Origin of the sequence: Fibrobacter sp. (assembly GCF_045131395.1) — a bacterium.
Lineage (GTDB): Bacteria > Fibrobacterota > Fibrobacteria > Fibrobacterales > Fibrobacteraceae > Fibrobacter.
Genome location: NZ_JBGUQY010000022.1, coordinates 53,795 through 65,796, shown reverse-complemented (window position 1 = coordinate 65,796; position 12,002 = coordinate 53,795). Strand labels below are relative to the sequence as shown.

9 protein-coding genes are annotated in these 12,002 nt (G+C 49.6%); 4 read left to right on the top strand and 5 right to left on the bottom strand.

All coding sequences use genetic code 11. The features are described from left to right. Nucleotides 1-53: 53 nt before the first annotated feature. Entirely contained in the window at nt 54-1,538 is a 1,485-nt protein-coding gene (locus tag ACJMNB_RS06065) for a DUF1846 domain-containing protein (protein WP_405340019.1), read from the top strand. Between the two features lie 251 nt (nt 1,539-1,789). Here ACJMNB_RS06065 and ACJMNB_RS06060 read toward each other — a convergent pair whose 3' ends face one another. The 5 genes from ACJMNB_RS06060 to ACJMNB_RS06040 form a co-directional block, all read right to left on the bottom strand. Then, nucleotides 1,790-2,494 carry a hypothetical protein gene (locus tag ACJMNB_RS06060; RefSeq protein WP_405340016.1) on the bottom strand — a complete coding sequence of 235 codons (705 nt, stop codon included), beginning with the start codon at nt 2,492-2,494 and terminating at the stop codon, nt 1,790-1,792. A 20-nt stretch (nt 2,495-2,514) separates the two neighbouring features. Further along, nucleotides 2,515-3,471 (bottom strand): 4-hydroxy-tetrahydrodipicolinate synthase, encoded by a 957-nt coding sequence (dapA, locus tag ACJMNB_RS06055; RefSeq protein ID WP_405340013.1) that lies wholly within the window; start codon nt 3,469-3,471, stop codon nt 2,515-2,517. A 101-nt stretch (nt 3,472-3,572) separates the two neighbouring features. Next, the gene (locus ACJMNB_RS06050) at nt 3,573-4,655 is read right to left on the bottom strand and encodes a hypothetical protein (protein ID WP_405340010.1); all 1,083 of its coding nucleotides are present in this window, start codon (nt 4,653-4,655) and stop codon (nt 3,573-3,575) included. A gap of 81 nt (nt 4,656-4,736) precedes the next feature. Further along, nucleotides 4,737-6,548, bottom strand: a complete 1,812-nt coding sequence (locus ACJMNB_RS06045) for a hypothetical protein (RefSeq protein ID WP_405340007.1) — start codon at nt 6,546-6,548, stop codon at nt 4,737-4,739. Nucleotide 6,549: 1 nt separating this feature from the next. Next, on the bottom strand, nt 6,550-7,383 hold the full coding sequence (locus ACJMNB_RS06040; RefSeq protein ID WP_405340004.1) for a TIGR02147 family protein: 834 nt from the start codon (nt 7,381-7,383) through the stop codon (nt 6,550-6,552). Nucleotides 7,384-7,603: 220 nt separating this feature from the next. On the opposite strand from ACJMNB_RS06040, the gene ACJMNB_RS06035 reads away from it, so the two are divergent. The 3 genes from ACJMNB_RS06035 to ACJMNB_RS06025 all read left to right on the top strand — a co-directional run bounded on the left by ACJMNB_RS06035 (nt 7,604) and on the right by ACJMNB_RS06025 (nt 11,981). Beyond that, nucleotides 7,604-9,277: an FISUMP domain-containing protein gene (locus ACJMNB_RS06035; protein ID WP_405340001.1), complete on the top strand. Its 1,674-nt coding sequence runs from the start codon at nt 7,604-7,606 to the stop codon at nt 9,275-9,277. 254 nt (nt 9,278-9,531) lie between these two features. Further along, entirely contained in the window at nt 9,532-11,145 is a 1,614-nt protein-coding gene (locus tag ACJMNB_RS06030; RefSeq protein ID WP_405339998.1) for a phosphomannomutase, read from the top strand. A 23-nt stretch (nt 11,146-11,168) separates the two neighbouring features. After that, a complete protein-coding gene (locus ACJMNB_RS06025; protein ID WP_405339995.1) occupies nt 11,169-11,981 on the top strand; it encodes a hypothetical protein in 813 nt (270 codons plus the stop codon). The last annotated feature ends 21 nt before the right edge of the window (nt 11,982-12,002 follow it).

Below are 12,002 nucleotides of genomic sequence, written 5' to 3'. Positions count from 1 at the left end.
TTTTTTTATTTTTGTGCAGATAATTTTTACGATTTTTTAGATGGACAAAAAAGATGTTTAAAGTTGGTTTTGATAACGCGGCGTACCTCAAGACGCAGTCCGAAAAAATTGCCGAGCGCATTGCGAAGTTCGGCGGAAAACTTTATCTGGAATTTGGCGGTAAACTGTTCGATGACCATCACGCATCTCGCGTGTTGCCTGGCTTTGCGCCCGACAGTAAGATCCGCATGCTCGAAAAGCTGAAGGATAAGGCCGAAGTTATTATCGCCATTAACGCCGGCGATATCGAAAAGAACAAGGTCCGTGGTGACCTGGGCATTACCTACGATCAGGATGTCTTGCGCCTGATTGACGCCTTCCGCGGTTATGGCCTTTACGTGAGTTCTGTGGTGCTGACCCGTTGGCAGGAACAGCCCAGCGCCATCTCTTACCAGAAAAAGCTCGAAAGCTTGGGCCTGAAGGTTTATCGCCATTACCCGATCGCAGGCTACCCGAGCAATATTCCGCTGGTGGTGAGCGACGATGGTTACGGCAAGAACGAATTTGTCGAAACGACCCGCGAACTCGTGGTGGTGACTGCACCGGGGCCGGGAAGTGGAAAGATGGCCGTGTGCCTTTCCCAGATTTACCACGAAAACAAGCGCGGCGTAAAGGCCGGCTATGCCAAGTTTGAAACCTTCCCGATTTGGAACATTCCGCTGAAGCATCCGGTGAACCTGGCTTACGAAGCAGCTACCGCCGACTTGAACGACGTGAACATGATCGACCCGTTCCACTTGGAAGCTTACGGCCAGACGACCATCAACTACAACCGCGATGTGGAAATCTTCCCGGTGTTGAACGCTCTGTTTACCCGCATTTTGGGCGAATCTCCGTACAAGAGCCCCACGGACATGGGCGTGAATATGGCCGGCAACTGCATTATCGATGACGATGCCGTTTGCGAAGCCGCCCGCCAGGAAATCATTCGTCGTTACTACAATACCCTTTGCGATGTGCGTAAGGGTAACGCCGACAAGGAACAGATTTATAAGCAGGAACTGATTATGGAACAGGCCCAGATCAGTACTGTAAACCGTCCGGTAATCGCAGCAGCCGTCAAGAAGGCCGAAGAAACCGAAGGCCCCTCTGTTGCCATTCAGTTGAGCGATGGCGCCATCATTACTGGTAAGACTTCTTCGCTGTTGGGTGCGTCTTCTGCAATGCTTCTGGACGCTCTGAAGCACTTGGCTGGCATTCCTGACGAAGTGCGTCTGCTTTCGCCCATGGTGATTGAACCTATTCAGAACTTGAAGACCAAGCAGCTGGGCCACAAGAACCCGCGCCTGCACATGGACGAAGTCCTGGTGGCTCTCTCGGTTTGCGCCCTGACGGACTACAACGCCAAAATTGCCATGGAAAAGCTTCCGGAACTCCGCCACTGCGAAGTTCATTCCAGCGTGATTTTGTCGCAGGTGGATGTGGGCGTGTTCCGCCGCCTCGGCGTGAATCTTACCACGGAACCGACTTACCAAACCAGCAAGCTCTATCACGGCTAGAAAATCGTCTAAGCTTCGCATAGCGGCGTTTCCCCAAAGGGGATAACTCCACTAAAGGAGCAAAGCTCCAAGTGTCGTATATCTCGCCCCCTCACGTACGCTTTAGTACGCTACGGGGGCTCGTGCCTTGTCTTGCTTGATTATCCAACGTTCTACAATTAGCTCAATATTGTTCTAGTTTAATAAAAGAAAAAGGTTGCGAAACAATCGCAACCTTTTAAATTTGTCTGAAAAACGCTAGTTTGTCCAGATTACTTCTTCTTGGAAGCCTTCTTGCCACCCTTCGGCGGGTGTGCAGCGATCTTCTTCACGCTCTTGTCTTCAGCTTTGGCGAGTTCTGCTTCTTCGGCTTCGAACATGGCCTGAGCCTGCTTCAGAGTGTCGGTCGGATCGATTTCGATAGCTTCGGAAGCTTCGTCCACCAGTTCGGCGAATTCGTCGTACCAGTCAGCGAAGATTTCGACTTCCAGGTGGTCGACGCCAGGAACCGTGAGGCGTGCGCCGCAGGCTTCGCCGATGCGGTCAAGGTACTTGGCCATTTCCGGCTTCAGGAGAGTGAGGTCGAGACCGTCGAGATCTTCGGGTTCGAACCAGACGCCGTCGACATCGGAATCGTCGTCTTCCTTGACGTTCTTCTTGGACTTCTTGCCTTCGCACTTGCCGCACTTGCATTCGCCGTTGCAGCAGTCGTCGTCGTTGCCATAGATGGCGAGGTATTCGTCGTCATCCATGCCGCTGTCGTAGTAGAATTCGTCTTCTTCGAGGTAGAGGGTTTCAACAAAGATGCCCTTGGCGCCGAGAGTCTTGGCGGCAGCAATGAATTCCTTGAGGTCGCCACCGAAGTAGCGGGTGGTTTCCATGTCTTCGTTCAAGGTCTGAACGGGAATGGGGGAGAGCTTCTGCTTCTTGAGGTAGTCGCAGATTTCGTCACTGATGGATTTCTGAATCTTTGCCATGTGAATCTCCTTGGATAAATTTAAACGTGGTACTTCTTGAGGCTCGGAGCCTTTTCTTCGATGAGCTTCATGATGCGGGCTACGGCGTCTGCACCGTTTGCCGTATCCTTCACGCTCACGAGGGGCTGGAACAGCGGGCTGTTGAACAGCGTGCCCAGCGGAATGGGGTTCTTGCGGCAGAAGGTGATGTCGATAAAGTCACGAGCTTCCTTCTGCAGGTTGTGGGCCTTGTCCTTGTCGCCAGCCTGGAAAGCCTTGTAGAGTTCGACGAAAGTCTTCGTTGCTTCGGGAATGTTGCCGGAAGCGCTGATGAGACCGGTACCGCCCATTTCGAGGAGGTCTGCGAAGAGACCGTCTTCACCGCTCATGACGGCGAAGTCCTTGCCCTTGGTTTCCTTGATGACGCGCATGGTGTCTTCGTGGTACTTTTCGCCAAAACCGAATTCGACAGCCTGCTTAAGACCGATGATGTTCTTGTCTTCGGCAAGAGCGATCAGGGTATCCGGATGGACGTAGCTGGAGGTGCGGCCCGGAACGTTGTAGATCACGATCTTGGCGCCGGTTTCGCTACTGAGGGTCTGGTAATGCTTGAGGAGACCTTCCTGCGGCGGGTTGTTGTAGTAGCCTGTAACGCAGAGAACTGCCACCGGGGCAATCTTCTGCACATTTTCGATCATTTCGATAGATTCGCGAGTGCAGTTGGAACCGGCACCGGCAATCACGGGCACGCGGCCGTCCACATAGTCCAGCGTAAACTTGATAACATCCAGGTGCTGCTGCGGAGAAACCGTCGCACTCTGACCCGTGGTCACGGCAGGGAGCACGCCACTTGCACCGTTGGCAATCACGTCATCGATCATCTGACCCATCTTCTTGTAGTCGATGGAATTGCGGAGGTTCTTGGGGTCGTCGTTCTTGAGCGGAGTGAACAACGCGGGGAAAACACCAGTAAGTTGAGAAGCGTTAGTAATCTGCATAATGCCTACAATGTAGTAATTTTGTTCTTCTGTACAAGAAAATAATAAAAATCCTCGACCGTAATCCGTAGTCGAGGACTTTTATTGAAATATTTTTTTAACTACTTTTCAGAATCTTTCAGATTTCCGTAATCCGGATCGCGTTCAGGCAAGTCTTCTGCGATTCCCATAAGGCATTCGTCAAATTCATCACTGTTTTCAAGCAAATAAAGATTCCTGTCCTTAATCTCAGTATCACTGGCAAAATCGTATTCGGTCATATAGTTATCTTCGTATTTGGCGCTGCACTGGTCCTGCCCCACTTCCCTTAAATGGTAATCACCAACGCAGGTCGTCTTGCCATCGGTAATTTCGACATTGATTTCCATCAAGAAATAATTTGTTGTGCTGAGACTTTGTTCCGCCTGATTGATCTTGAACGTGTAAGTCTTTTTGCGAACAGTAAAAGTCTGGCTTGAATCAGAACTGTCAAGGACTTTGATGCCATATTTTTTAATTGTAGATTCAGTTTCGTCATTACCATTGGAATAAAAAATACCAGGCAAATACATGCCAGGATACCAACCGACTAAAGCTTCGTAAACGGAGTTCATATAGTTATCTACGAGGCTCGTCTTTTCGACATCATTGAGGTAATCTTCAAAGAAACGATCAACCTTTTTGGTGAATTTTCCATTAGAAAATACTAGAGAAGTTTTTTTGTATTCGCTGTTAAAACATGCTGTTTCTTTACTGTATGTTGTATATTCGCAATATGTATTCATCCAAAGCCCTTCTATTTCACCTTCTTTGCCGCCAACAAATATGGTGCCATATTCACTCGACTCACCATCAAAGACTTCAAAAAATACTAACGTGTCGCCGAAGAACTCGTATTTGAAAGTGCCGGACGGAACAACCTTTTTCGAGGGTTTCCAGGAATATTCGCCGTCTTCAAAATTGCATACATCTTGCTTGCCCGCGTCCTCTGTCATGACAATCAGCTGCTTTTCCTTGTTTATGGTGTAAGTACCCGAAGTTGTAAACGTAACGGGTTCGCCCGCAAAAGCCGTTCTCGTGACAAGCTCACCAATGAAGGGTTCACTCTTTGTTTCGACTTCAGTGACTCCTGAAGTACTGCTGTTTGAACAAGCCGTGATTAAAGTTGCAAAAGCCGCTAAGACGCTAATCAGGGAATATTTCATATAATACTCTAATTTGTTGTAAGTAAAAATGTATAAAGGATGCCACGATTTCTCGTGGCATCCTCCTCCTTGTCCCAATTGTTAGTTTCCGCACTGATCGTAGGAGCCAAACTTGTCGATGACAAATTCGCCGTCACTGGGGAACTGAAGCTGAACCGTAGTGACTTTTCCCAGAACATCTTCAATTTTTTCGCTAGATTTTTTGTCGATATTCTTGAATGCATCCCAAGAGACCTTGCCCCACACCATGTTGTTGGAATATTCAACTTCGGCATACCAGTATTTATTTTGGGCGAAATTGGTAATGAGAGCTATTCTAACAAAGGAATCTGTCTTGTAATGTATGCAGAAACCTCCCCATGCACTGATGTCGGCCGGTTCCTGGTTCGAACTGACGGTATTAAAGCCTATAGAAGCAATGCTGGCCAAATCAGTGAGATTATCGTCAGTCTTCACGTAGGCGGTAAGCTTGTGGTGCTTGCTCACCAAGGACGGAATGAAATTACCGTTATCGTCAGATTCCACGTCATCCGGGAAAAGGAGGGAATAGTAGTCGCTATCTTCAGCAGAGTTGACCCAATTTCCGCCAGCCGAGGCATTCGTGATGTTGGCGTCCACATGGTCACCATCAGTGGCTCCATTCCACAAGAAACTCTTTCCGGCCTTGTAATCGGACGAATTAGTCGGCTTTACTTCCTTGTAATCGCCAATGTCCCTGATTGCACTATCTTCCGGCAGCAGATTGCTAATGCGTCTAATCCCGAATTGGGTGCCAGACTTGTTTTCCTTTACGAATTTCATGCGAATGGTTGTCAGATTCTTCAGAACTGCATCGGTATTTTGCAGGTCTTCGAATGCGATACACCTTGTTTCCAGGTCATTGTTCTTTGCAAAAGTCGTCTTGAGAGATTTTTCTGCAGTCTCGCTGACAAGAGATATTTCGATATCCATCTCCGATTCATACTCTAGACAAAAACCCTTCCATTTGGTCGTTACGTCGGCCGAATGAATAACTTCTTTACCCTTTTTGGTAGATTTCCCGGCAACGAGGAACTGAATGCCGACATCAGGATTCGAACTGGAATTTTCGAAAATGACGTTGCCATAAAGGCCTTCGCTGTATTCGATTATTTCATCCAGAGATGAATATCTATTAGAATTATTCAATTCAACGTAGGCTTCGGAAGAATCTCCGAAAAGGGACAATTCACCGGAGGTTCCCTCGTCGCCTTCTTCAAAACCGGTCTTTACGTGGTCTTCGCCATCTTTGCCGATCCACATGTCCCAGCGGACGTAGGGAGCAAATCGTTGAATGTTGAATTCTCCCGATGCTCCGGATTTGCCGACAAAGACAATCTGTACGGAACGGACTTTCTTGGCGAATGAATCATCATCCACGTCGGATTTGTTCTTTTTGAATTCTTTCCAAGAGACGCATTTAGTTTCCTGCCCGTTCTCCTTCATGTTGAAGCTTGCGTAGGGCAAATCCTTATCGATAGAAGAGCTTGTGTAATCGCCTTCATCTAGGCGAATTTCCACGTCGAGGTCGGAGGCGTAAGCAACGCACAAGCCGCCGCTGGTTTCAGAGAGGTCGACAGGAGACCCTTCTGCATCTGTTGCGTCAAAGACCATGCCGGCGCGACTTAAGTTGTTTCCGCTTGTTCTTGCAAGAGCGACGCGGCCTGCCAAGGTCTTCTTGCTGGCGTCCAGCTTAATGTCGGAGCCGTCCATGACGTTCCATGCGCTAAGATCGGAAATCTCTTTCCAGAAAGCGTTTTTTTCTTCGGTCGTGCCGAAATTTTGAGAAGCTACGGTATCATTAGAACACGCTGTCAATGAAAGGGCGCATAATAAACCCAAGCAAAGAACGTTTGTTTTCATATACGTATTCATCTTAACCCTCTTGTTTTTGTTGTGTATTTTTAGACAATGGGAACATCTGCAAGTTTAAACGATAAACTTGGCTCGGTTCCTTACTCATGTTGGCAATAGCCACAATCTTTCTGCGGCAGGAATCCAGTTCCCGCACAATCTGTTCGTAGGCTTCGCGATCGATTCCCATGGTTATACCAGAAATATCGCGTTCCTGCGGTTCAAACTCGTCAATGGCTTTTTGTGCAAAGCCGGCCATTTCTCGATGCATGGAGCGTAGCACCAAGGGCATCACGTCGGAATTGCCGACCAAAGCCTTTTCCGTCTGCACATAGACATTCTTGGACTTGCGCTGCAAAATGCCGACGCTCACCATGAAGTCAAGCGACTTGCGAACATCGTCTGCAGTGATCGGCTGCCAGCACATTTCGGCGACAGCCTCGGGAGTGGCACCCGGCATCATGGCGACCAGTTCGCGTAAAACCGGATTTCGCCAAGATTCAAAATAGGTGAAGGCGTCTCCATCTATGACTCGAATCTTGTTTGCGTTCGCGATGTCTTTCATGTTGGCAAAAGCATTCTTTTTTGTTTCGTCGTCTTTCGCCTGGTTATACCGCACCAAGTGGCGGAAATAAGCGCTTTCGAAGCCGCCCAAGTTCATGGCCGAAGAAACTCTTTCTATTCCCAATTCGCTGAGGCTGCTTTTCCCTTCGCACACTAACTTTAGGTACGTTGGCGACGTGAAGCCTGCAAGCCTGGCGAATTCACGCCATGTGAATGAGCTTGTCTTCTTGTGCTCATCATAAAAGTCCTGCATGCAGCGACGATAGTCTCTATATTCAGTTAAAGGTTTCATATAACCGCCCAAAAAGAACTGTTAGGAAGTGATTCCGTTCGTTCAACCTTAATATAACAAATTTTGTATCATAAGACAAGTAATTGATGATACAAATTTATTTTTTTTGAAAAAGGTGCAAAAATAGGGTGGGAGAGGGGTTTCCCATATGAAAAGTTCAGATTGCAAAGCAGGACTTTTAGTTACATTTGGAAGTGTTTAAGCATTTTAAGGAGCCCGTATGAAAACAAGAAATGTGGTTATCGCCCTCGGAATGGTCTCTAGCCTTGCCTTTTTAGCTTGTAGCGAAGAAGATGCCGTGAAAGGTGTAGATGGTAATGATGGTTCTAGCTGTGTTGCAACTGCGCTAAAGGACAGCTCCGGTTTTGAACTCTATTGTGGTGGTGAATATGTGGGCACGCTGAAGAATGGCGAGGACGGCGCCAAGGGAGACAAGGGCGACTCCGGTGCTAAGGGTGATGCCGGCGACAAAGGCGACAAGGGTGATCCGGGCGCTCCTGGTGAAAACGGCAAGAACGGCCTGAACGGAGAAAACGGCAAGAACGGGACATCGTGTACGGTGGAGCCGCTTGCGACTAAGGACGGGTACAAGGTTATCTGTGCTGGGGATTCCATTGGCGTTCTCGTGAACGGATTGAATGGAGCCAATGGCAAAAATGGGACAAACGGTACGAACGGCGAAAACGGCTTGTCGGCCTATGAAATTGCGGTAGTAAATGGATTTAAGGGGACTGAAGAAGAATGGGTTGCTTCCCTGAAGGGCGACAAGGGCGATCAGGGCGCTCCTGGTGAAAATGGTAAGAATGGCTTGAACGGTGATAACGGTAAGAACGGAACGTCCTGTACGATGGAACCGCTTGCGACTAAGGACGGGTACAAGGTTATTTGTGCCGGGGATTCCGTGGGTGTGCTGCTGAACGGGACCAATGGAACAAACGGTACGAACGGTACGAACGGTGAAAACGGCTTGTCGGCCTATGAAATTGCGAAAGCCGGCGGCTACGCAGGGACAGAGGAAGAGTGGGTAGCTTCTTTGAAAGGCGCCAAGGGTGATCCGGGTGAAAACGGCACGAACGGTGAAAACGGTTTATCCGCCTATGAAATTGCCGTGGCGAAAGGTTTTACGGGTACTGAGGAAGAATGGATTGAATCGCTGAATGGAACCCCGGGTACTAACTGCGAAATTGTCGAAAATAAGGGGGGCGCTGTGGAGTTGAAGTGCGGTCCACAAACTATGTCGTTCTATATGTCTAAGTGCGGAAGTGTTTTTTATGACCCTGCGAGACAATTCTGCGATACCCGTGATAACCAGGTTTACAGGTATGTGATCATTGGGGGGCAGACGTGGATGGCGCAGAATCTGAATTATAGATATGTCCAGCGGACCTATAATGGAGGTGTTGGGGATACTTCTAGCTACTGCTATAACTGTGCTGAGTATGGTCGCCAATATAAGTGGAGTGCTGCCATGGACAGTGCGGGAATCATTCCGGGCAACGTTGCTAGTGGTTGCGGTTATATGGGATCTTGCTCTGTTTCGGGAAAAGTTCGTGGCGTATGTCCTGAAGGCTGGCACATGCCTAGCAAAAGTGATTGGCAAACTCTGTTTACTACAGTGGGTGGGTATGCTGTGGCTGGGAAGAGACTCAAGTCCAAGGAAGGTTGGGATAGTTATCAAGGGAAAGATGGTAACGGCACGGATGATTACGGCTTTTCCGCGTTGCCTGCTGGTTACGGTGGCTCGTCTCAAGGTGGTTACGCGTACTTTTGGAGTTCTACACCAGACTCTGATGGATTTGCTTTTATTATGGACGTGAGATCCGGTGACGATGATGGGAAAGTGCGTGCATTTAACAATAGGATTAGTCTTTCTGTCCGTTGCGTCAAAGACTAGCTTTGAGGCTAATTTAGTTCCAACCTACTCAAATTCGATAAATCAGTGATTTAAGCGATTAATCATCGGGTGAAAATTTTCCAAGTGCCGTTTTCTTCGCGGAAACGGCATTTTTCATTTGTTGTAAATCGGGGGGGTAGGGGGTGCCCCCCTAGGCGAAGGGGGATTCTTCCCCTTTTCTATAGGTTCCAAAGCCTGTGTTTTGCCATTTTTTTCTACATTTTCCCCGTAAAATTTCAAATACAGGAACCCTTATGGAAAACATTACGCAGATTTGGAAAAAGATCCAGTCCCCGGAATTCAACCCCGCAACAGACATGAACCTGGTAGAACAGGTGAAGCAGGTCGCCCTGACCTCCCAGGAAAGCGCCAAGGTTAGCTTTGGTACGTCCGGCTGGCGCGGCGAAATTGGTTCTGAATTCACCCTTCGCAATCTGCAGGTCGTGGGTGCCGCCATTGTGCGCCTGTATAAGGAAGCTACTCCGGAACTTTTCGAAGCTCTCGGCGTGAAGGACTTTGCCGAACTCCAGAAGCGCGGCGTGGTCGTGGGTCACGATAACCGCTTGCTCGGTCACGAATTCTGCGAAGCTGTGGCTGACCAGTTTGCCAAGGCCGGCGTGAAGGTCTACTACGGTGGCGAAATGCCGACTCCGGAATTCAGCGCCTGCATCGAAATGCTCGGTGCCGCCTGCTCCATCAACATGACTCCGAGCCACAACCCGAGCCACTACAACGGTATCAAGTTCAACCCGGCTGACGGCGGTCCTGCCGGTCCGGAAATCACGAACGTCATTACCAAGCTTTCTAACGAAATGATGGCCACCTGGAAGTTTGAACCGGTGGGCAAGGTCGACTGGGAATTGATTGACTCCCTCAAGATTTACAAGGAATTCTTGGTCAAGCAGGGCACCATCAAGTTCGACCGCATCAAGGAATTCATCAAGAAGGGTCGTCTGACTCTCGTGTGCGACCACGTTCACGGTTCTACCCGTCGTCGTCCGGCCGCTCTCCTCGACAATCCGGAATGCCTGATTACGCTCCGTAACGAAGACGACTCCCTGTTCGGCGGTATCGCTCCGGAACCGTCCAGCAAGAACCTGGAAAAGGTCCGCAAGGTCCTGGACGAAAGCAAGTCCTGGTTCCGCCTGGGTGCAATCTTTGACCCGGATGGCGACCGTATCCGTTTCTACGACGGCACTCGCGAAATCGATATGAACCAGTTCGGTGCTATCGCTTTCCACTACATGGCTACCTGGCGCAAGGAACAGGGCTGCGTGGCTAAGTCCGTTGCTACTTCTAACTTTGTGAACATCATTGCCGAAAAGCTCGGCGTGCCTGTGATGGAAACTCCGGTGGGCTTCAAGAACTTCCGCCCCTGGCTCTCCCGCAATGCTAAGCAGAAGGCTCTCGTTGCCTTCGAAGAATCCGATGGTATTTCTGGCCTGAACAACACGCTGGAAAAGGATGCCCAGTTCGGTCTCCTCATCGCTCTTGAAATCATGGCTGTCACCGGCAAGAACCTCGGTGAATACCTGGATGCCTTGTATGAAGAATACGGCCGCTTCTACCCGACCCGCTCCGGTTTCGAAGTGGACAAGTCCCTCGTGGGTGCCCCGCTCAAGGCCAAGGTTGACGCTATCGCTACGATTGCCCAGCCGGGTGCCAAGGTCATGGTCGGCAACAACGAAAAGACCGTGAAGCAGCTCCTCACGCTCGACGGCGTGAAGGTCATCTTCGACGATGACTCCTGGATGCTCGTCCGTCCGTCCGGTACCGAACCGAAGGTGCGCATTTATACGGAATGCCGCAACCCGGATGAAAAGGACCCGATGTTCGAGGCAGCCAAGGCTCTGTTCTTCAAGAATTAATAAGCTTTTCAAGGGAGGTTCCTATGAAAAAACTTATCGCGTTCCTTTGTCTTGTCTTTGTGGTAGTTTGTTCGGCGCAGACGCTGGAGCCTGAGTTCCAGGCTTTTTCGGGTGCGCTCCTCAAGCTGAAAAAGGCTGAGAAGGGTTATCACAAGTTCCGCTTGACGGTGGATGTGGCTCCGTGGGCTTTTCAGGCCGACGGTGAAGTGCAGGCCCCGGGCGGTGACGGCGATGCCTTGATTACAGGACTTTTTGACGGCGATGTCTATGCTGTGCTTGCCTATGTTCCGTCTACTGCTGTTGGTTCTGACAGCAAGGAATATCAGGTTGGCCTCTTTGACATGATGCTTTATTTCGAAGACGAACCCACCAGAATTCGTAACCTGCGCTTCAAGCTGTTGCCGCCGGCAAACGATGAATGGGCCATGGGCATTCTGAAGGACGCCTTGGAATCTGGTTCCCTGCTTGGCAACGTGTGGGGCGGCAAGTACGACAAGGCCATTACCAAGGCTTCTGCCGATCCTATGGATAAGGCCAAGCTCCGCGCTCTCCAGAAAAAGAACAATAAGGCTCCTGAAGAAGAAGCTACGATTACGACCCGCAAGCGTCGCGTAGAGGCGAGCGATGACGAGGTCGCCCCGAAGAAAAAGAAGGCCGCCAAGCCGGTGGAAGATGACGCTGCGATGAACAAGCGCAAGCGCCGTGTTGATGCCGAAGCGGAAACTCCGGCTCCGACGGGCAAGAAGAAAAAGAAGAAAAAAGTTGCTGCCGACGAATGTGACGATCCTAATCTCTCTGTCAAGGAAAAGCGTCGCTGCCAGCTGAAGAAGAAGTAATTTTAAACTAATCCAACTAGA

Excerpts from the sequence above, each read along its gene's own strand:
- ACJMNB_RS06065 (WP_405340019.1), top strand. The coding sequence starts at position 54 with ATGTTTAAAGTTGGTTTTGATAACGCGGCGTACCTCAAGACGCAGTCC.
- ACJMNB_RS06060 (WP_405340016.1), bottom strand. The coding sequence starts at position 2,494 with ATGGCAAAGATTCAGAAATCCATCAGTGACGAAATCTGCGACTACCTC.
- dapA (WP_405340013.1), bottom strand. The coding sequence starts at position 3,471 with ATGCAGATTACTAACGCTTCTCAACTTACTGGTGTTTTCCCCGCGTTG.
- ACJMNB_RS06050 (WP_405340010.1), bottom strand. The coding sequence starts at position 4,655 with ATGAAATATTCCCTGATTAGCGTCTTAGCGGCTTTTGCAACTTTAATC.
- ACJMNB_RS06045 (WP_405340007.1), bottom strand. The coding sequence starts at position 6,548 with ATGAATACGTATATGAAAACAAACGTTCTTTGCTTGGGTTTATTATGC.
- ACJMNB_RS06040 (WP_405340004.1), bottom strand. The coding sequence starts at position 7,383 with ATGAAACCTTTAACTGAATATAGAGACTATCGTCGCTGCATGCAGGAC.
- ACJMNB_RS06035 (WP_405340001.1), top strand. The coding sequence starts at position 7,604 with ATGAAAACAAGAAATGTGGTTATCGCCCTCGGAATGGTCTCTAGCCTT.
- ACJMNB_RS06030 (WP_405339998.1), top strand. The coding sequence starts at position 9,532 with ATGGAAAACATTACGCAGATTTGGAAAAAGATCCAGTCCCCGGAATTC.
- ACJMNB_RS06025 (WP_405339995.1), top strand. The coding sequence starts at position 11,169 with ATGAAAAAACTTATCGCGTTCCTTTGTCTTGTCTTTGTGGTAGTTTGT.